Annotated in this window: 18 protein-coding genes and 1 pseudogene; 11 read left to right on the forward strand and 8 right to left on the reverse strand. The window is 63.7% G+C overall.

Annotated features, from left to right (window positions below):
* The first annotated feature begins 93 nt into the window (after nucleotides 1-93).
* Nucleotides 94-987 carry a 4-hydroxy-tetrahydrodipicolinate synthase gene (gene dapA, locus ACLFKU_RS21265; RefSeq protein ID WP_410850360.1) on the forward strand — a complete coding sequence of 298 codons (894 nt, stop codon included), beginning with the start codon at nucleotides 94-96 and terminating at the stop codon, nucleotides 985-987.
* Here dapA and ACLFKU_RS21270 read toward each other — a convergent pair.
* Complete coding sequence (locus ACLFKU_RS21270) at nucleotides 980-3,064, reverse strand: putative bifunctional diguanylate cyclase/phosphodiesterase (protein WP_410850361.1); 2,085 nt, start codon at nucleotides 3,062-3,064, stop codon at nucleotides 980-982. The two genes, dapA and ACLFKU_RS21270, sit on opposite strands and share 8 nt — an antisense overlap.
* Nucleotides 3,065-3,217: 153 nt before the next feature.
* Nucleotides 3,218-3,673 (reverse strand): rhodanese-like domain-containing protein, encoded by a 456-nt coding sequence (locus ACLFKU_RS21275; RefSeq protein WP_410850362.1) that lies wholly within the window; start codon nucleotides 3,671-3,673, stop codon nucleotides 3,218-3,220.
* A 108-nt stretch (nucleotides 3,674-3,781) separates the two neighbouring features.
* Between ACLFKU_RS21275 and ftrA the strand changes: the two genes are divergently transcribed.
* The 3 genes from ftrA to ACLFKU_RS21290 all read left to right on the forward strand — a co-directional run bounded on the left by ftrA (nucleotide 3,782) and on the right by ACLFKU_RS21290 (nucleotide 6,207).
* Complete coding sequence (gene ftrA, locus ACLFKU_RS21280; RefSeq protein ID WP_410850363.1) at nucleotides 3,782-4,741, forward strand: transcriptional regulator FtrA; 960 nt, start codon at nucleotides 3,782-3,784, stop codon at nucleotides 4,739-4,741.
* Complete coding sequence (locus ACLFKU_RS21285; protein WP_368585835.1) at nucleotides 4,738-4,914, forward strand: hypothetical protein; 177 nt, start codon at nucleotides 4,738-4,740, stop codon at nucleotides 4,912-4,914. Before ftrA ends, ACLFKU_RS21285 begins: the two co-directional genes overlap by 4 nt.
* A gap of 75 nt (nucleotides 4,915-4,989) precedes the next feature.
* Nucleotides 4,990-6,207: a DUF2252 domain-containing protein gene (locus tag ACLFKU_RS21290; protein WP_410850364.1), complete on the forward strand. Its 1,218-nt coding sequence runs from the start codon at nucleotides 4,990-4,992 to the stop codon at nucleotides 6,205-6,207.
* Between the two features lie 186 nt (nucleotides 6,208-6,393).
* Here the strand turns inward: ACLFKU_RS21290 and ACLFKU_RS21295 are convergent, their stop codons facing one another.
* The 3 genes and pseudogenes from ACLFKU_RS21295 to ACLFKU_RS21305 all read right to left on the reverse strand — a co-directional run bounded on the left by ACLFKU_RS21295 (nucleotide 6,394) and on the right by ACLFKU_RS21305 (nucleotide 9,992).
* The gene (locus ACLFKU_RS21295; RefSeq protein WP_368585833.1) at nucleotides 6,394-7,872 is read right to left on the reverse strand and encodes a DASS family sodium-coupled anion symporter; all 1,479 of its coding nucleotides are present in this window, start codon (nucleotides 7,870-7,872) and stop codon (nucleotides 6,394-6,396) included.
* Between the two features lie 52 nt (nucleotides 7,873-7,924).
* The gene (locus ACLFKU_RS21300) at nucleotides 7,925-8,872 is read right to left on the reverse strand and encodes a lactate/malate family dehydrogenase (RefSeq protein ID WP_410850365.1); all 948 of its coding nucleotides are present in this window, start codon (nucleotides 8,870-8,872) and stop codon (nucleotides 7,925-7,927) included.
* Nucleotides 8,873-9,000: 128 nt separating this feature from the next.
* Nucleotides 9,001-9,992 (reverse strand): annotated as a pseudogene (locus ACLFKU_RS21305) (helix-turn-helix domain-containing protein).
* 96 nt (nucleotides 9,993-10,088) lie between these two features.
* Here ACLFKU_RS21305 and ACLFKU_RS21310 point away from each other — a divergent pair.
* Both ACLFKU_RS21310 and ACLFKU_RS21315 read left to right on the forward strand, forming a co-directional pair.
* Entirely contained in the window at nucleotides 10,089-11,324 is a 1,236-nt protein-coding gene (locus ACLFKU_RS21310) for a DUF1479 domain-containing protein (RefSeq protein WP_410850366.1), read from the forward strand.
* 82 nt (nucleotides 11,325-11,406) lie between these two features.
* A complete protein-coding gene (locus ACLFKU_RS21315; RefSeq protein ID WP_368585829.1) occupies nucleotides 11,407-11,562 on the forward strand; it encodes a hypothetical protein in 156 nt (51 codons plus the stop codon).
* A gap of 785 nt (nucleotides 11,563-12,347) precedes the next feature.
* Here ACLFKU_RS21315 and ACLFKU_RS21320 read toward each other — a convergent pair.
* From ACLFKU_RS21320 to ACLFKU_RS21330, 3 genes are read right to left on the reverse strand one after another with little or no spacing between them, the layout of a single operon-like run.
* Nucleotides 12,348-12,617 carry a hypothetical protein gene (locus ACLFKU_RS21320; RefSeq protein ID WP_410850367.1) on the reverse strand — a complete coding sequence of 90 codons (270 nt, stop codon included), beginning with the start codon at nucleotides 12,615-12,617 and terminating at the stop codon, nucleotides 12,348-12,350.
* The gene (locus ACLFKU_RS21325; RefSeq protein ID WP_410850368.1) at nucleotides 12,598-13,116 is read right to left on the reverse strand and encodes a DUF2778 domain-containing protein; all 519 of its coding nucleotides are present in this window, start codon (nucleotides 13,114-13,116) and stop codon (nucleotides 12,598-12,600) included. The genes ACLFKU_RS21320 and ACLFKU_RS21325 overlap by 20 nt, the downstream gene beginning before the upstream one ends.
* A gap of 12 nt (nucleotides 13,117-13,128) precedes the next feature.
* Nucleotides 13,129-13,614 (reverse strand): Hcp family type VI secretion system effector, encoded by a 486-nt coding sequence (locus ACLFKU_RS21330; protein WP_368585827.1) that lies wholly within the window; start codon nucleotides 13,612-13,614, stop codon nucleotides 13,129-13,131.
* 489 nt (nucleotides 13,615-14,103) lie between these two features.
* On the opposite strand from ACLFKU_RS21330, the gene ACLFKU_RS21335 reads away from it, so the two are divergent.
* The 5 genes from ACLFKU_RS21335 (at nucleotide 14,104) to ACLFKU_RS21355 (ending at nucleotide 19,877) form a co-directional block, all read left to right on the forward strand.
* Nucleotides 14,104-15,522, forward strand: a complete 1,419-nt coding sequence (locus tag ACLFKU_RS21335; protein ID WP_410850369.1) for a GH1 family beta-glucosidase — start codon at nucleotides 14,104-14,106, stop codon at nucleotides 15,520-15,522.
* A 94-nt stretch (nucleotides 15,523-15,616) separates the two neighbouring features.
* Nucleotides 15,617-16,834 carry an ABC transporter substrate-binding protein gene (locus tag ACLFKU_RS21340; protein ID WP_410850370.1) on the forward strand — a complete coding sequence of 406 codons (1,218 nt, stop codon included), beginning with the start codon at nucleotides 15,617-15,619 and terminating at the stop codon, nucleotides 16,832-16,834.
* 8 nt (nucleotides 16,835-16,842) lie between these two features.
* The gene (locus ACLFKU_RS21345) at nucleotides 16,843-17,799 is read left to right on the forward strand and encodes a carbohydrate ABC transporter permease (protein ID WP_368585824.1); all 957 of its coding nucleotides are present in this window, start codon (nucleotides 16,843-16,845) and stop codon (nucleotides 17,797-17,799) included.
* On the forward strand, nucleotides 17,796-18,713 hold the full coding sequence (locus tag ACLFKU_RS21350; protein ID WP_410850371.1) for a carbohydrate ABC transporter permease: 918 nt from the start codon (nucleotides 17,796-17,798) through the stop codon (nucleotides 18,711-18,713). The genes ACLFKU_RS21345 and ACLFKU_RS21350 overlap by 4 nt, the downstream gene beginning before the upstream one ends.
* A 3-nt stretch (nucleotides 18,714-18,716) precedes the next feature.
* Nucleotides 18,717-19,877, forward strand: a complete 1,161-nt coding sequence (locus tag ACLFKU_RS21355) for an ABC transporter ATP-binding protein (protein WP_410850372.1) — start codon at nucleotides 18,717-18,719, stop codon at nucleotides 19,875-19,877.
* Nucleotides 19,878-19,919 lie beyond the last annotated feature (42 nt).

Consider the following 19,919-nt stretch of genomic DNA (forward strand, 5'->3'; position numbering starts at 1 on the left):
AACGACCGGTCGACCGCCCGCCTGCGGCTCTCTCCTGTGTTCTCCCTCGCACCGCTGACCGGATTCGATACGGTCGTCATCGAGGTAGCAAACATGTCTGATTTCTCGGGTATCTGGATTCCGCTGATCACGCCGTTCGCCGACGGCGCCGTCGATCATGCCGCGTTGCGCGCGCTGGTGCGTCGCTATGCGGACGCCGGCGTGGCCGGGCTCGTCGCGCTCGGCACGACCGGCGAGCCCGCCACGCTCGACGCCGCCGAACAGGACGCCGTGCTCGCGACGATTCTCGCCGCCGCGCAGGCCAACGCCGCCGACACGCAGCGGCGCGCGCTGCCGGTGCTGGTCGGCGTCTCGGGCAATCACACGGCGAGCATGCGCGCACGGATCGAGCAGTTGAATCCGTTGCCGATTGCCGGTGTGCTGATCGCCGCGCCGTATTACACGCGACCCGCGCAGGACGGCATCGTCGCGCATTTCAGCGCGCTGGCGGACGCGAGCGCGCATCCGGTCGTGCTCTACGACATTCCGCAGCGCACCGGCGTGCGGCTGGAACTCGACACGCTGCTGACGCTCGCCGCGCATCCGCGAATTCAGGCGGTCAAGGATTGCGCCGGTTCGCTCGACACGACGCTCGCGCTAGTTCGCGATGGCCGTCTGCAGGTGCTCGCGGGCAACGACCTCGAGCTCTTCTCGACGTTGTGCGCGGGTGGCAGTGGAGCGATCGCGGCGTCCGCGCATTGGCGGCCCGAGCGTTTCGTCGCGCTGTACCGCGCGTTGACAGAGGGCAAGCTCGACGAAGGAAGGCAAATTTTTCACGCGCTCGTGCCGCAGATCCAGCTCGCGTTCGCCGAACCGAACCCCGCGCCGGTGAAGGCGCTGCTGGCGGCGACGGGGTGGGTGCGCAATGAACTGCGTTTGCCGATGACGCGCGCGAGCGCGGCGTTGACCGAACGGCTCTTGGCGTTGGGAGAGACGCTGCCTAGATAGCCACTCCGCTCGCGCCCATCATTCTGCTGCGGAGCATGGCGCCGAAGTCGTCGGCGCTGACTGGTTTGCCGAGCAGGTAGCCCTGCATTTCGTCGCACATCATCGAGCGCAGCTTGTCGAGCTGCGATTGGGTCTCGACGCCCTCGGCGACCACGTCCATTTCGAGTGAGTGCGCGAGCGCGATGATCGCCGACACGATCGCGCTGCCCGCCGCGCCGTTCGCGTCGAGACCATGGGTGAAGAAGCGGTCGATCTTCAGCTGCTTCACCTGAAAGCGCTGCAGATACGCGAGGCTCGAATAGCCGGTGCCGAAGTCGTCGATCGAGATGTCGAAGCCGCTCGCCTGAAACGCGCGGATCACCTCGACGGTGCGCGCGGCGTCCTGCATCGCGACAGTCTCGGTGATCTCGAACATGATCTGCTCGCACGCGACACCCTCGTTCCTGACGATCTCCTGGATCGTCTCGACGAGGTCCGGCTGCAGCAACTGACGCGGCGACAGATTGATCGCCACCTTCATCGCCGGCAGGCCCTGTTCGATCCAGCCACGAATGCGCCGGCAGGTCTCGCGCACGACCCAGTAGCCTATTTGCACGATCTGCCCGGAGCGCTCGGCGACCGGGATGAATTCGGCTGGCGTAAGCGCCCCCAGCTCCGGATCGTACAAGCGGATCAGCGCCTCGGCGCCCGCGAGCGCTTCGCCGCCGCGCTGAAACTTAGGCTGGAACAGCAGCGAAAAACGCTCATTCGCGAAGGCGTCGTGCAGCACTTGCTGGATCTGCAGCGTGCGCGTGGCGGCCTCGTTCATGCTGCGCTCGAAGAAGCGGTAGGTGCCGCGGCCGGCGCGCTTCGCTTCGTACATCGCGGCGTCCGCATGCTGGAGCAGCGTCTCGACACTGTCGCCATCGCGCGGATAGAGTGCAATGCCGATGCTCGGCATGACCTGCAGCGGTTGTTCGTCGCTCCACGTGCCCTGGCGCATCCGCTCGAGCACGCCGTCGGCGAGCGCGGCCGCGTCGTCGCCGCTCGTGAGGTGTTCCGCGAGCACGACGAACTCGTCGCCGCCGAGCCGCGCGACGGTGTCGCTCGAACGCACGCATTGCTGCAGGCGTTGCGCGAAGGCGGACAGCACCGCGTCGCCGGCCGAGTGACCGAGCGAATCGTTGATCGTCTTGAAGCCGTCGAGATCCATGAACAGCACCGCGAACGACGTGCGCTGGCGGCGCGCGCCGCTAATCGCGCGCTCGATCCGCTCGGTCAGCGTCGCGCGGTTCGGCAGGCCCGTCAGCACGTCGAGCGTCGCGAGGCGCACGATCTGGCCGTTCAGCTTCGACACCGCGCCGAGCAGGAAGGTGGTGCGCACGTCGAAGCGCGACAGCATCAGCGTGACGATCAGCACCGCGAACGTAAGCAGGATCACCGCGGTGGCGAGCCATTGCGCGTCCATGTCGTTGGCCGCGCCGCAGATCGCACCGGGCGCGAAATCCGCGGCGCCCATCGCCGTATAGTGCATGCCGCTGATCGCGACGCCCATCACCAGCGCCGCGGCCAGACGTTTGCGCGCGATATGACGCTCGTGTTCGTCGCTGAGCGCGCGCGCCATCCACAGCGCGGCGCTCGATGCGCCGATCGCGATCGCGATCGAGGCCGCGAACCATACGGGCTGGTAGTGGATCGCGGGCGCCATGCGCAGCGCCGCCATCCCGGTGTAGTGCATGCCGGCGATACCGATTCCCATCACCACACCGCCCGCCAGCAGCCGGGCTGGCGTCAGGCGCTGCTGGGTGGTCAGGAAGAGTGCCAGATACGAAGCGCCGATCGCGAGCGCCAGCGAACAGGCGGTCAACGCGAGGTCGTAGCCGAGCGGGATGGGCAGCGAGAACGCGAGCATCGCGACGAAGTGCATCGACCAGATGCCGACACCGAGCGCGAGCGCGCCGCCGAGCCGCCAGGCATGCCGCCGGCGCGCCGAGGCGAGCAGGAAGATGCGGCCCGTCAGATCGAGCGCGGTGTACGACGCGAGCGTCGCAACCGCGAACGAAATCGCCACGAGCCATAAATTGTAGGAACTCTGCATGTTGGATCCGCCGCGCGAGGAATGCGGCTTGACATCTTATCGGCACTCTTCGCATTTTGTTTAACTTATTTGCGCGTGGCTAACAGGGGCCAAAACGGGCCGGCGGACCAAGGCGGATGCCGCACTGGACGGCTTGTCCGAGTGCGGACCGCGCTATGCGGCGGAGCGCGGGTCAGAAGCCGGATCGGCGTCGTGACGGCTGAGCGCGAAACCCTCGTCGAGCCAGCCGGTGACGCCGCCGGCCATCAGTTTGACGGGCCGCCCAAGCTGGGCGAGCCGCAGTGCGCCGCGCGCCGCGCCGTTGCAGTGCGGTCCCGCGCAATAGGTGACGAACAGCGTATCCGGCGCATAAGCCGCGAGCTTCGACGCGACGATCTTGCCGTGCGGCAAATTCAGCGCGCCGGGCACGTGGCCCTGCGCGAACAGCGCGGGACTGCGCACGTCGAGCAGCACGAAGCCGGGCGCGCCGCTCGCGAGGGCGGCGTGGACGTCGGCGCAATCGGTTTCGAAGCGCAGCGACGCGTGGAAGTGCGCGATCGCGGCGGCGCTGTCGGCGGCGGGAATCGCGGTGACGGCGTTCGGGGCGGTGGTGAGGTTGTCGTGGGTCATGGCAAGGAACGAGGAGTTGATCGGGTGGTCTGGTGGCCGAGGCGATTGTGGCGGGTGGCGGGTCACCCGGTAAGTGGCGTGATCGTCAATCTTCGGTAACATCGCGCCATGCACAATCATCTCGTCGTCGCGCTGGCCTATGACCGGCTCTGCACCTTCGAATTCGGCTGCGTGACCGAACTGTTCGCGCTCGAGCGTCCCGAGCTCGGCGTGCCGTGGTATCGCTTCGCGGTCTGCGCGGGCGAGCCCGGACCGATCCGCGCGGCGGGCGGCATCACGCTGGCCGCGCCGTACACGCTGAAGCTGCTCGCGAGCGCCGACACGATCGTGATTCCGGGTTGGCGCGATGCCGACGAAGTGCCGCCGGCCGCGCTGCTGCGCAGACTTCGCGCGGCCTACGAGCGCGGCGCGCGGCTCTGCTCGATCTGCTCGGGCGTGTTCGTGCTCGCGGCGGCCGGCGTGCTCGACGGCAAGACCGTGACGACCCACTGGCGCTACGCGGACAAGTTGCAGCAGCACTATCCGCAACTGCGCGTGCAGCCCGAAGCGCTGTATGTCGATGAAGGGCAGGTGATCACGTCGGCGGGATCGGCGGCCGGGCTCGACATGCTGCTGCATCTGGTGCGGCGCGATCATGGCGGCGCGGTCGCGAATCGGGTCGCGCAACGGCTCGTGGTGCCGCCGCATCGCGAGGGTGGCCAGGCGCAGTTCGTGCCGCGACCAATGGCGCACGACGAAAGCGGACGGATCGCGAAGCTGATGGACTGGCTGCGCAGCCATGCGGCCGAGCCGCATACGCTGAGCTCGCTGGCCAGGCGGGCGGCGATGAGCACGCGCACGCTGCAACGGCAGTTCCGCGACGCGACCGGCATGGCGCCCTATGAATGGCTCGTCAGGGAGCGCGTCGCGCTTGCCCGTGAATTGCTCGAAGCGGCGACGCCGCTACCGATGGCGCGCGTCGCCGAGCGGGCGGGGTTCGGCTCGGAAGAGTCGTTGCGGCGGCATTTTCGTCGGATCGCGTTGACGAGTCCGGGAGCGTATCGGCGCAGGTTTGGCGGGGAGGGGTGAATGCGCGCGGAGCGCGGCCGCATCGGCGGCTGCGCCTGCAGCAGGAAATGTGGGCGGCGGTCAGGAGTGCGGCGGCCGCTCAGCCGACGCCGATCACGGCGCTCGTCATGACCGCGATCAACGACGTGCTCAACGCGCCGGGTTCGCTGCATCCGCACCGGACCCGGCATTGAATTCGCGGCACGCGCCGAGGTCACAGCAGCAGGCACGCAGCTCACGTCGAGCTTGCTCATTCAACGGAACCCGCTATGTCCGACATCGCAAAGATCATCGCCAGTTTCAACGCCGGGCGCGACCCCGAACGGCTCGCGATGAAATACAAAGCCATGCGCGGCTCGCCGTTCGTGTTTTTGCGCGGCACCTGTCATCTGTTCTATCAGCGACTGCCGCGCGCAAGCCTGCTCGACGACGCGCCGCACGTGTGGATCTGCGGCGACATGCACCTCGAAAATTTCGGCAGCTACAAGGGCGACAATCGCCTCGTCTACTTCGACAACAACGACTTCGACGAAGCCTGTCTCGCGCCGGCTCCATACGAGCTGGTGCGTCTGTTGACGAGCGTGCTGGTCGGCGCGGCCGATCTGAAGCTGAGCCGCGCCGAGGCGCTCGCGCTATGCCACACCGCGCTCGATGCCTACGGCGCCGCGCTCGCATACGGCAAGTCGCGCTGGATCGAAGCGGAGACCGCGACCGGCTTGGTGCGCGACCTGTTCGTCGCGCTCGCGAGCCGCACGCGCGCCGCGCATCTGGACCGGCGCACGGTGCTCAAGGGCAAGACGCGCATGCTGAAGGTAGACGGCAGGAAAGCGCTGCCCGTCAGTGATGAAAGACGCGCGGCCGTCGTGCGGTTCATGCAGCAGTTCGCGGCGACGGAGCCGAATCCGGACTTCTACCGCACGCTCGATGTCGCGCGACGCATCGCGGGCACGGGCAGTCTCGGTGTCGATCGCTACGTGATTCTGGTCGAGGGCAAGGGCTCGCCCGATGGCAACTACCTGATCGATCTGAAAGAGGCGCTGTCATCGTCGGTCAGTGCGCACGTGACGGCAACGCAGCCGAAGTGGCAGACCGAGGCGCAGCGTGTCGTCGAGGTGCAGCGGCGCAATCAGGCGGTCTCGCAAGCCTTTTTGCACGCGGTCGAATTCAATCAGCGCTCCTATGTGCTGCGCAGTTTGCAGCCATCGGAAGATCGCGTCGCGCTTGCCGATTGGGACGGCAAGCTGCCGCGGCTCGAGGCGGTGATCAACAGCATGGCCGAGTTGAGCGCGTGGGCGCATTTGCGCAGCGGAGGACGCCAGAAGTCGGCGATCGCCGATGATCTGATCGCGTTCGGCAGTCGGCGCGATTGGCAACTGCCGTTGATCGATCTGGCAACGCAGTGTGAGGCGCAGGTCGCGGCGGATTGGAAGGCTTATTGCGAAGCTTATGACCGGGGGAGTTTCGAGGCGAGCGGCGCGGGCAAGTAGGCGATCTTCGTGTCGCCGGCTGGCGAGAACGTCAGGGCCGCGGACGGCGTCGCGGTGATCGGCGCCGCTCGATGACGACCGGCGAACTCGCGCGAATCACGCCCGCTCGCGATTGACGAAGCGGGAAGCGCAGCAGAATCACATGTGCGCGGGCCGTCCGGTCCGCGCGTCGAAAGTCGCGTTGTCTCATACGTGCCCCAGCACCTTCCACCAAAGCGGTCCAACCACCAGCCAGGCGACCATGTAAAACAGGCTCATCAAAAAGCCCGCCTTCCACCATTCGCCCTGGGTCACGTAGCCCGCGCCGAACATGACCGGACCGGAGCCGATGCCATATTGCGTCAGGCAACCGTTCACATTGCTGAGAATGCCGAGCGAGACCGCGGCGACGAAGGGCGGGACGCCGGCGGCGACCATCAGCGCCATCGAAAGTGGAAACAGCGCGCTGATATGCGCGGTGGCGCTGGCGAAAAAGTAGTGAATGTAAACATAGATCGCCGCGACCAGCATATAGACGGCCAGCATCGGAAAGCCCGCGAGATGCTGGCCGAATTCCTTGCCAAACCAGGCCACCATGCCATATTCGTTGAGCTTGGAGGCCAGCATGATGAGCAGGCCGATCCAGATCATCGTGTCCCAGGCGGACTTCTCGTTCAGTGCGTCCTGCCAGGTCAGCACGCCGCTGATGAACAGCAACGACACGCCGATCGCCGCCGCGAGCGTCGCGCCGATGCCGAGATCGTCGCCGAATACCCACAGCACCAGCAGGCCGACGAAGATGCAGGCCATGATGATTTCTTTGACCGAGATGGAGCCCATCGTTGCGAGCTCCCGTTGCGCGAGATCGGTCGCATCGGGGGTGCGTCTGACGTGCGGCGGTGCGATCCACAGCATCGCGATCGGAATCACGGCGAGGCACAGCAGACCGGGGATCGACGCCGCCAGCGCCCAGTCGAGCCAGCTGATCGACACGCCCTGGTCCGCGGCCAGCTTGACCGCCAGCGGATTGCCCGCCATCGCCGTGATGAACATACCCGCCGTGATGATGTTCGCGTGAAAGGCGCAGAGAATCAGATAGCGTCCCACCTTCGCGCGTGATTCTGGATCGTCGGCGTGACTGCCCAGCACTTCGGAAATCGCTCGCGTGATAGGCAACATCACGCCGCCCGCGCGCGCGGTGATGCTCGGCATCGCGGGCGAAATCACCAGTTCGGTCAACACGAGCCCGTAGCCGAGCCCCGTCGTGCGCTTTCCCAGCAATCGCATGAACAGAAGCGCGATGCGGCGGCCAAGGCCGGTCTTGATCACGCCGCGGGATATGAAAAACGCCAGCATCACGAGCCAGACGAGGTCGGTGCCGGTGGATCGCGTGACGTCGGCGAACGTCAGAACGCCGGCCAGCACACCGATGGTCGAGCCGATGATGGCAACCACCGACATCGGCAGCGGGGCGGTCATGATGCCCGCAATGGTCGCGACGAACACGGCGAACATATGCCAGGCCTTCGGCTGCAGACCGGCGGGCGCGGGCAAGAACCACAGCACGAGGCCGACCGCGATCGGCACCAGATATTTCCAGATGCCCGCCGGCAGTCCGACCGACGGCTTCGGCGTGGCGGGCGGGGAACTGGTGGGCTGTGAAACCTTGGCAGGTGTGGGAGCCATGTTGGACCTCGTGCCGGCGTTGTTGGGTCTTTTCGGAGTGCGCGAGAAAGCGTCACCGCTCGTGAAGCACGCTTTCCGTCGCCTCCTTGACGATGCGCGCGCTTCCCAGCAAGGCCTCGCGCTCGATAGGGTCAAGTTCAGGATAGGCGATCAGGCGCGCGCCCGCGCCGTTGACGACCATCGGCAGCGACACGCACACGTCCGGTACGCCTTCCACTTCGGGCTCGACGATGCCGACCGTCAGGATCAGATCGGTGTCGTGCACGATGGCCTCGCAGATCCTTCCTATCGCGCTGGCGATGCCGTAATGGGTGGCGCCTTTGCCTTCCTTGATGAGCTTCGCCGCCTCGTGGACGGAGCGCAGGATCAGATCCCTGCTGGCGGGGCCCAGCTCCTTGCCGTTCCTCGTCAGGAAGGTTTCGAGGGGCATGCCGCAGACGGTCGCGGCGGACCACTGGATCACCGCCGATTCGCCATGCTCGCCGAGCACATAGGCGTGAATCGCGGAGGCTACCACGCCGAGCCGTTCGGACAACAGGGAGCGCAGCCGCCCCGTATCGAGCGAGGTGCCGGTGCTGATGATGCGCTCGCGCTCGCAACGCAGCTGGTCGTAAACGGCGCCGGTCAGCACGTCGCAGGGGTTGGTCGCGATCAGGTAGATGGCTTCGGGCGCGAGCGGCGCGATGCGCCCGACGATTTCGCTCGCGATGTCCGCATTGGTTCTGGCAAGGTGCAGGCGCGTCTCGCCGGGTTTGACGCCGGCGCCGGCCGTGATCACGACGATGTCGGCGTCGCGCGCGTCTTCGTAGTCCCCTGCGCGGAACCGGCTGTGCCCCCAGAATGCCGCGGCGTGGGCGAGATCCAGAGCCTGTCCTTCAGCGCGCACCCGCGCGACGTCGATGATGACGACTTTCGCGCTCGGAATGGCCAACGCCACGAACAGCGCTGCCGATCCCCCAACCAGCCCCGCGCCGACGATAACGATCTTGGCCTGCCGCATCGCGAACCTCGCTAAGTTCGGGTTTCACCCCCGAAGCATAGTCGCACGCACGCATTTGCCATCAATCAGACCTTAGTCCTACACGGCGGCGGCGCGTCTTTTCTCCTGCGGCTCGCCGGGAAGTTCGCTCATTCGGACTGCCGGCCGGCACGTGTTGGCCGGGACGTTCGCTTGCCGTCTCCTTTATTGCGGAGTCTCTGAAGAGAAGGCGAGCGCTCGGTGAGTTGCGGCGACATCTGTTGCTCGGCACGCCGCGCGCCCGCGAACTGGTGCCTGAATTCAACCGGTGTCATGGCCTTGGCGGCTTTGAATTGCCGGTTGAAATTCGCGACGTTCGCAAACCCGGAGCGCGTCGCAATGACGGAAATCGGCGCCTGCGTGTCCGTCAACATCCGGCACGCGTGGCCGATTCGCACACGCGTCACGTAGCGCCCGACGCTCTCACCAAGATGCTGCGTGAAATGCCGCGTCAAAGAGCGCTCGGACAGCCCAGACGCCTTGGCAAGCGCGGAAAGCCGCAGCGGATGCGCGAACTGTGTCTCGATCAATGCGAGCGCGCGATTGAGCTGATCGGATTCGTAGCCAGTCGCTGCGCCGGTCCGCGCATCGAATGCGCTTGGGGACGCGAGCGGCGTGGCGGGAAGCGTCGACAGCAGGTCCAGCACGTCGAGCGCCGCCTGCAAGCGGTCGCGCGGTTTGTCGGACAGCAGGCGGTCCAGGTGTGCGCGCATGCGCGTGCCGGCTCCGTCTTCGAACGCGAGGCCGCAGGCCGCTCTGCGCAACAGGTCGCATAGGCCGTTGTATTCGGGGCAGACATCGGCGAGTCGCCGCAGCCACGCGCCGTCGAACCAGACGACGATCGCGACCTGCGGGTGCGCCGCATCGATCGAGCGGTTCGAGGCCCACGTGTGCGGCAGATTCGGCGGCACCAGCACCAGATCGTCCGCACCGTAGGTCGCGACCGAGTCGCCGATGTACCGCTTGCCCTGACTGTTCATCGTCAGCGTCAGCTCGTACTCGGGATGGTGGTGCCATTCGAAAGGGATGCGGGGCAGCCGGGGTGGTAAACCCTGACCGAACAGTCCCGGCCAAAATCCACATGTTCGAAAGCGGCTTTCATGTCCGAAATCGTCAAATCATTGACCGGATAGTATCACGCGCGCACTGCTCGTTCGCGTACGCTTCAAGCATCAGAAACCTCAATGGAGACGATGCAATGGCCTTGCAAATCGACGACCTGCCGGCAGCCACCCGTCAAGCGAAGCGCGAACTGCGAGCAATGCTGCCGAACTACCGTGAAGTGTTCGCCGACGTCGCGGCGGCGATGACGAAGGAGGCGGAGCGAATCGCCACACTACGTGATCGGGGCGAGCCTGCGATTCCGGAAATCCAGTTCGCCGACATCGTGGCGAACCGCGTCACCGACGAGCAGATCGCTCTCGTCAAAGCTCGCGGCGCCTGTGTGATCCGCAAGGTGTTCGACCGGTCGCTCGTCGAGCAGGACATCGCGGAATACGTCGAGCGCAACGACCTCGACGCCAAGCTGCTGAATCGCGCGGAAGACAAGTACTTCGGCCAGCTCGCTTCGAGCAAGCCGCAAATCTACGGTGTGTACTGGTCGAAGCCGCAGGTGCTCGCGCGTCAATCGATCGAACTCACGCAGGCCCGCGTGTTCCTGAACCGGCTGTGGCGCGCCGAGAGCGAAGGGCGCGTGCATTTCGATCCGAACCATGTGCCGGTGTATGCGGACCGCCTGCGTCGTCGGCCGCCCGGATCGGAATCGCTCGGATTGTCCGCCCATTGCGACGGTGGTTCGGTCGAGCGCTGGATCGAGCCGAATTTCCGCAAGGTCTATCGCGATGTGTTCTCGGGCCATTGGCGCGACTACGATCCGTTCGATGCCGCGTGGCGCACCGAAGTCGAGGAGATCGCTTCGCCGGCCGTCTGTTCGATGTTCCGCACGTTCCAGGGCTGGACCGCGCTGACGCCGCAAGGCCCCGGCGACGGCACGCTGCAATTGGTGCCGATGGCGAACTCGATGGTCTACATCCTGTTGCGCGCGCTGCAGGACGACGTCGCCGAAGACGATCTGTGCGGAGCGATGCCGGGTCGCGCGCTGTCGATCAAGTCCGAGTATCACGCGCCGCTGTTTCATGCGCTGACGTCGATTCCATTGATGCAGGCGGGCGATACCGTGTTCTGGCATAGCGACGTCATTCACGCGGTCGAAGACGCGCATCGCGGCAACGGTTATAGCAACGTGATGTATATCGCTTCGCTGCCGGCCTGCGCGAAAAACGATGCATACCTGAAGCGGCAACTGCCGAGCTTTCTCGAAGGCAGGAGCCCGCCGGATTTTCCGGCGGATCATTTCGAAGTCGATTTCGTCGGCCGCGCGACGGCAGACGATCTCACCGAGCTTGGCCGTTCGCAGATGGGCTTCGATTTGTGAGCGCAAAGGGCATGGCCGCCTCTTGATCGGGAGCAGAACTTGCTGTCATTTCAGCATGGCAACGACCCAAGGAGGACCGGCCATGGCCACTACACCGAACAAGGACGAAAACCCGATCCGGCCGGATCAGTCCGACGTCGTGCAGACGGATCTGCCCGACATCGGTCCATCGCAGGACCCGGACGAGCCGCCGCTCGATCCCGACATCGACCCCGATCGCGAGGACGACAAGCCGTAGACGAACGCATTCGCTCGATAAATAAAACCGATGTGAAATGCGCACGTTTCTGATAACCGCGCCATTTTTCCTCACGGCAGAATTGCCGCGCGAGTGCGGCTTCGCGGCGACTAACGCGCATAGCGAAATCAACGGAGACGGAGGTTTGCCGGTACGAAGCGTTCCGTGCCAACCTCGCTTACGGGGCGTCTCCTCGCACTCCACGACATGCACGCCAGCGACGTGAGCCTGAGTTGCATTCTGATGCACCCGGCTAGCAAATCAGAAACAATAAAAACGGTGAGGCAATTCAATGTCGACCAATTTTCCCACCTCTGCATTGCGCAAGACGATGGAAAGAGCCGGAAGAAAACGGAACCCGGCGCAGGCTTCGCCGTGATCGAGCGCTGACTTGAATCAGTCGTCGTCCGGTGCTTCTGCCGCTTCTGGCCGGGGTCGCGCGTCGCCGTTCATGATCTTCGGAAGCTCGGGAAAGTACACCTCGCAGCGCACCTGCCATGGTGGCATTCCTGCGCGTGCAATCGGTTATCTCGCGGCCTGGATCCGTCATCGGGAAGTGGCACCAAGCGATGCAACCAGCTTCGCGAGCCGGGAGCGGCCGCGACGTTTACAGCGCGTACAGGCGACCTCAAGATGCGTCGCGCGCGCAGCGACGTCACCGAGGGAAACGGAGCCGGTTTTCATGCGGGTCGGATGGCGGCGATGGGTTCAGAAAACAGCAGCGTAACAGGGTCGCGCGCATGCAATAACAGACCCGCGCGAAGCGGGTCCGGTTGTGCTGCTCATCAGGCACGCGAGCGACAGCGCCGCCAGACCCGGCATAACCTCATGATCGCGATATAGGCAAGCGCCGCAACCATCAGATCAACCAGAAGGATGAGCGGAATGTATAGGTCATCAGGGTCACGAATGCCGAGCCAGTTGGCGGCGTGCAACCAACCGCGCGCCTGACTCGCTGGCATGGGTATCGGGTAAGTGTGGACGTAGGGCAAGGCAAGACAGAACAGGCCGACAAAGAGCGCCACCTTGAACAGCCTACGGACAAGTGTTGCCATAGATGATGACCTCGATTGTTCCGTATGCCTTCAGCCCCGAGTTACCGGCCGGAATCTTCCCTGTGCGCAGCAGCGCGGAGCGGATACGCATGAAATCGACATGGCTCGGCATGGTAATACAGCCAAGTGACTGACCCTGGCCACCTGCCGGATGCAACCGGAAGTTTCCACGCTTCGCACCATTGACCCACGTGAAATCATCGATCAGACCATCATCGCGATAAAGTGCGAACCACTCGTTGTGATCGACCGGTGCGCCTATCGCTGAATTGATGGTGTCCTTTATCGAAGCCCATGCGCGAGACCCGACTCCGCCTGTAGGCCGGTCCACGATCCAGTACTTACCGGCAGGGATCGGACCGTTTGAGGGAACCATAGTGCAACCGCCGCGATTACGGTATTGCTCGTTTCCAGAATACGCGTTGAATGTGCCAATGCCATTCATCGTGAGCGGTGACAGCCATTTGTTATTGACAATGAATTTACCGGTGACCGCCATTGTCCCCCCCGCTCATGTGCGCTCATTCCATGAGTCGGTGTATTTGATATTGCCATCGAGATAGTGCCACGTGATCCGCTCATACATCATCGATACCGCCTCGACGTGATTGAGCGTGGACGCCTCTGCGAGTTTCGTATTAGCCATGCCGGGATTAATGCCGCACACCTTCACCCCTTCGAGAAGCATCACGAAATACACTTCCTCTTTTCCCGCATCGTTGATGCGATACCACCTTATCTCGGCCGACTGAAGCGTTTGACCGGTCGCCACGGCCTTGTACAGATACGGCGTTGCGCGGTCAAATTCCTTTTCGAATGCAACCGGCGAGTGTGCGCGCGCGCCTGTGATCTTGCCGTTGGCAGCATCAACCGGCAGATTCACGCCGTGTCCGAAGCTGATAATTTCTATGCTTCCTTCGCGCTCCTGAACGGTTGACGAACCTTGGATGTTTGCGCCGCCATCATCTTTTAGCCACATATAAGCAGGAATCGGCATCTCGTGTTGTCCTCCCTTGATTGGTTGATACGCGTTACGCGAACCAACTTTTTAATCGGGAAAGAGAGTCCGGCGCAATGCGCAATCCATGCGGTGTTCATAATCTGACAATGTTTTACGTTCCTTTTACGTTTCTCTCAATATAAGTTTCGACAGATTCGATTCGCTCATCGCAATCGTCTTCCATACCTAAGTGGATAAGCCGATTGTCAACGATCTGGGTTTAGCGTTGAATGGCTGCTCGGAATTTTCGTCGAGGCCGCAACCATCCGCTGCAGTCGAACGACCTCGATGCGCTCCGCATAACCCTCGCACGGATGCGAGAAACCCTCTCCAGACAAACCCGGATTGCTGCTCCGATTTCGCCGCTGTTATCGTTCACTCGACAGTGTGGAAGCGCTTCCACTTAAGCGTTCACAGTAAGTTCGAACGAGAGCGCATCGAGTTCCGCCACACCCGGTTCAACGACCTCATTGCAGGAGAGAATCCGTGGTAAACAACGCATCCGCAGTCGTCGACGCCGAACAACCCACCGCTCACGGCGACCCGCATTCCGATCCATTCACACCGCCCGCCGATTCGTCGCTATGGCGCCAGGATTTCCTGCTCGGCGCGGCCACCGCGTCGTATCAGATCGAAGGCGCGGTCAACGAAGACGGCCGCCTGCCGTCGATCTGGGACACGTTCTCGGCGACACCGGGCAAGGTGCTGGCTGGCGACACCGGTGCCGTCGCATGCGATCACTATCATCGTTGGGAACAGGACGTCGATCTGCTCGCGGGCCTCGGCCTCGAAGCGTACCGGCTGTCGACCGCATGGCCGCGTGTGATGGACGAAAACGGCGCGCCGAACCACAAGGGGCTCGACTTCTATAAGCGCCTGCTCGGACGGCTCAAAGAAAAGAACATCACGACTTTCGTCACGCTGTATCACTGGGATCTGCCTCAGCATCTCGAAGATCGCGGCGGCTGGCTCAATCGCGAAACCGCGTACCGTTTCGTCGATTACGCGGATCTGATGAGCCGCGAACTGCACGGCTTCGTCGATGCGTGGGCGACACTCAACGAGCCGTGGTGTTCGGCGTATCTCGGCTACGGCAACGGCCATCACGCGCCGGGACTCTCGAACGTGCGTTTCGCCGCGCAGGCCATGCATCATCTGCTGCTCGCGCACGGGCTCGCGATTCCGGTGCTGCGCGCGAACGATCCGCGCTCGCACAAGGGCATCGTCGCGAACGTCGGGCGCGGCACGCCGAATAGCGACAGCGCCGCCGACCATCGCGCGGCCGAACTGTTCGAAGTTCAGCACAACGCGTGGATTCTCGATCCGCTGTTCAAGGGCGAGTATCCGCAAGACCTGTTCGAGCTGTGGCCGGGCAGCGAGCCGCTGGTGCTCGAAGGTGACATGCAGACGATCAATACGCCGCTCGACTTCCTCGGCATCAACTATTATTTCCGCACCAATGTGGCGAGCGACGGTGCGCATGGATTCAAAGACGTGCCGCTCGAAGGTGTCGAGCGTACGCAGATGGGTTGGGAGGTTTACCCTGACGGTCTTCGCGATCTGTTGACCGGTTTCAAGGACACCTATGTCAATCTGCCGCCGATCTACATCACCGAGAACGGCATGGCATCGGACGACAAGGTCATCGACGGCCGTGTCGAGGACACACAGCGCATTTCGTTCCTGAAGCGCCATCTCGCCGCGGTCGATCAGGCGATCAAGGCGGGCGTCGACGTGCGCGGCTATTTCCTGTGGTCACTGATGGACAACTTCGAGTGGGCTTTCGGCTATGAGCGGCGCTTCGGCATCGTGCACGTCGACTACCAGACGCAGAAGCGCACGATTAAACGCAGCGCGGAGCTGGTGTCGAAGTTCCTCGAAGATCGCAATGCGCAGGCGCAATAAACACAATCAGAACGACGCAGCAACGATGTAAAACCGGGTGGAGCTGGTTGGTATTTCGACTTGACACACGGGCGCGGAGCCTGGAGGAGACGGAATGAACAGCAACAGAATGGTCTTGCGAGGCGTAGTTGCGGCACTGGCGCTGTATGGCGTCGTCGCGCACGCGGAGCCGCTCAAGGCTAATGTGATTCACTGGTGGACCTCGGGTGGCGAATCGGCCGCGATTCGTCAGTTTGCCGTCGCATACGACAAGGCCGGCGGCCAATGGGTCGACAACGCGGTGGCCGGCGGTGACCAGGCGCGCGCCACCGCGATCAACCGCATCGTCGGCGGCGATCCACCCACCGCCGCCCAGTTCAATACGTCGAAACAGTTCCACGATCTGATCGATCAGGGACTCCTGAATAACGTCGACGACGTCGCCGCGAAAGAAAACTGGAACGGCATTTTCCCTCAATCGATTCTCGACAGTATCCGCGTGAAGGGCCATTTCTACGCGGCGCCGGTCGACATTCATATGCCGGCATGGTTCTTCTACTCGAAGCCGGTGTTCCAGAAAGCGGGCATCGCGAGCGAGCCCAAAAGCTACGATGAATTCATCGCCGATCTCGGCAAGCTGAAGAGCGCGGGCGTGATTCCGCTCGCGTTCGGCGGTCAGCCGTGGCAGGAGAAGATCACGTTCGACGCGGTGCTCGCCGATGTGGGCGGCCCGGACCTGTATATGAAGGTCTATCGTGATCACGATCAGAACGCGGTGAATTCCGAGGCGTTCAAGAAGCTGCACGATTACGTCGACCCGGGCTCGCCTGGCCGCAACTGGAACGACGCGACCGCGCTCGTGACTTCGGGCAAGGCCGGCGTTCAGATCATGGGCGACTGGGCGAAGGGCGAGTTCGTCGCGGCGAATCAGACCGCGGGCAAGGACTTCGGCTGCTTCCCGGGCTTCGGTCCGCGTTCGCCGTATCTGGTCGCGGGCGATGTATTCGTGTTCCCGAAGACCGACAGCGCGTCGGCTATCAAAGCGCAGAATCTGCTCGCCACGGTGATGACCTCGCCGTCAGCGCAGGTCGCGTTCAGCGCGAAGAAGGGCTCGATTCCGATCCGCTCTGACGTCGACGAAAGCAGCCTCGACGTCTGCGCCAAGGAGGGCATCGCGATCATGAAGGACAAGTCGCGTCAGTTGCCGAATCCGGAAATGCTGCTGTCACCGGATACGCAAGGTGCGCTGACCGACGTCGTGACGAACTTCTGGAACAAGAACCAGTCAGTCGACGACGCGCAGAAAGCGTTCGCCAGCGCGCTGAAGGGCTAGGCCTCGCCATGCACGCGCTCAAGCTGCCAGCCGAGGGTTCGAACCCGCCGGGCAAGTCGCAACCCAGGCCGCGAAGCAAGCCGCTGAACCGGCGGTTTTCGATCGCGGTCTGGCTGGCCTTGCTGCCGATGCTCCTGACCGTCGTGTTCACGTATCTGGGCACGATGGTCTGGACCGCGCGCGTGTCGCTCAGCAATTCGCGCACGTTTCCGTCGAATGACTTCGCGGGTCTCACACAGTACGTGCGGCTGTTCCACAACGACCGCTGGCTGATGTCGCTGCAGAACATCGTGATCTATGGCGCGTGTTTCATCATCGCGTGCATGGTGATCGGCTTGCTGCTGGCGATCTTCATCGATCAGCGTGTGGTCGCCGAAGGCGCGTTGCGCACGGTGTTTCTGTATCCGTACGCGATGTCGTTCGTCGCGACCGGACTCGTATGGCAGTGGATTCTGAATCCGTCGCTCGGTGCGCAGCAGGTGCTGCGCAACCTCGGCTTCCCGCATGCGCGCTTCGACTGGATCGTCGATCAGGACTGGGTCATCTACACGATCGTGATCGCGACCGTGTGGCAGGCTTCGGGTCTCGTGATGGCGCTGCTGCTCGCGGGCCTGCGCGGCATCGACGAAGAGTTGTGGAAAGCCGCGCGCATCGACGGCATTCCACGCTGGCGGGTCTACGCGAGCATCGTGGTGCCGATGCTCGGACCGTCGATCTCGACCGCGTTCGTGCTGCTGTTCGTGATGGTCGTCAAGCTGTACGACGCGGTCGTCGCGATGACGCAGGGCGGCCCCGGCACCGCGAGCGAAGTGCCGGCCAAATTCATCATGGACTATCTGTTCGGACGCGCGAATATCGGCCTTGCGTCGGCTGCATCGATCGTGCTGCTCGCGACGGTGCTCGCGGTTCTCGCGCCGTTCTTCTATGCACGCAGCCGTGCGGCGCTGCGCGGGGAGAGAGGATGAACACGCTCGATTCCACGCTCAAAGGCGGTCTGCCGCAGCGCGCGCGTACGCGGCCTCGCCGTTCGGTGTTCTCGCCGGCGCGCCTGGGCATCTACGCGTTCCTGCTCACCGCCGCGGTGTTCTTTCTGCTGCCGCTCTACGTGATGCTGGTTACGTCGGTCAAACCGATGAGCGAGATCCGCCTCGGCAATCTGCTTGGCTTTCCGGTGCATTTCACGCTCGACGCGTGGGTTGCCGCATGGCAGTCGGCCTGTACCGGGCTCGATTGCAACGGCATTCGCGTCGGCTTCTGGAACTCGGTGTGCATCGTCGCGCCGAGCACGGTACTGTCGATCATGGTCGGCGCGGTGAACGGCTACGCGCTGTCGTTCTGGCGGCCGCGCGGTGCGGGTCTGCTGTTCGGCGTGCTGCTGGTCGGCGCGTTCATTCCGGTGCAGGTGATGATCTATCCGCTCGTGCGCGTGCTCGCGAGCGTGCATCTGTTCAGCTCGCTGCCCGGCATCGTCCTGATTCACACGATGTTCGGCATGCCGGTGATGACGCTGCTGTTCCGCAACTACTACGCGTCGATTCCGCAGGAGCTGTTCAAGGCCGCGCGCATCGACGGCGGCAGCTTCTGGCGCATCTTCTTTCAGCTGATGCTGCCGATGTCCACTCCGATCATCGTCGTCGCGCTGATCATGCAGGTCACGAACATCTGGAACGACTACATTCTGGGCCTCGTGTTCGCGGGCACGAAGAATCTGCCGATGACGGTGCAACTGAACAACATCATCAACACGACGACCGGTGAGCGGCTCTACAACGTCAACATGGCAGCGACCATTCTGACGTCGATGGTTCCGCTCGCGGTTTATTTCATCTCGGGCCGCTGGTTCGTGCGCGGCATTGCGTCGGGCGCCGTCAAGGGGTAAGGCATGACAGACATGGCTAATACGATCGATGCGGCCGCCGTGCCGGGTGCAAGCGCGGGCGCCGCGTCCGACGCCGCTGCGCTCACGCACCCCGCCAATGTCGCGGTCCGCAATCTGACGATTCGGCTCGGCGCGAACACGGTGATCGAGAACCTCGATCTCGACGTGCTCGCCGGCGAGTTCGTCGTGCTGCTGGGGCCGTCGGGCTGCGGCAAGTCCACGCTGCTGCATAGCATCGCGGGATTGATCGACGTCAGCGACGGCAGCATCGAGATCGCCGGCGAGGACATGACGTGGGCCGATCCGAAGGATCGCCGCATCGCGCTGGTGTTCCAGTCGTACGCGCTCTATCCGACCATGAGCGTCGAGCGCAACCTGTCGTTCGCGCTGCGCATCAACGGCACGCCGAAGGCGGAAATCGCAAGGCGTGTCGCGCGCGCGTCGGAGATGCTGCAACTGGGGCCGCTGCTCAAGCGCAAGCCGTCGCAGTTGTCGGGCGGTCAGCGCCAGCGCGTTGCGATCGGCCGCGCGATCGTGCGCGAAGCCGATGTGTTCCTGTTCGACGAACCGCTGTCGAACCTCGACGCGAAGCTGCGCACCGAGCTGCGCCGTGAGCTGAAGCAGCTGCATCACAGCCTCGGCGCGACGATGATCTACGTGACGCACGACCAGGTCGAGGCGATGACGCTCGCGACGCGCATGGCCGTGATGCGCGGCGGCGTGATCCAGCAGTTCGGCACGCCGGCCGAAGTCTATGCGCGGCCGAACAACCTGTTCGTCGCGACCTTTCTCGGCTCGCCGGCGATGAATCTGCTGAAGGGCACGCTCGAAACCCGCGACGGCGTGCTCCACTTTTGCTCCGGCAATGCGCAGATCGACGTGTCGGCATACGAGTTCACGCAGGCGCCCGAGCACGGTAAACCATGCGTACTCGGTGTGCGCGCCGAAGACGTGCATATCACGGCAGGCGCCAGCGAGCGCGCAAAAGTTTCGCTGATGGAGCCGATGGGCAACCACCGCGTGATCTGGCTCGACTATCATGGCGAACAGATCGCGTCGATCGATCAGACAAAAGCGCCGATTGCGGAGGATGACACCGTGGCGTTCTCGTTCGACGCCGCGCATGTCTCGCTATTCGACGAAGCGAGCGGCGCGCGCTTATAACGCCGCGGCGCGTCACGCGCGAAGCGGCTCGTCGAGACAGGC

The sequence above is a fragment of the Paraburkholderia sp. EG304 genome (assembly GCF_046543485.1).
GTDB classification, from domain to species: Bacteria; Pseudomonadota; Gammaproteobacteria; order Burkholderiales; family Burkholderiaceae; genus Paraburkholderia; species Paraburkholderia youngii.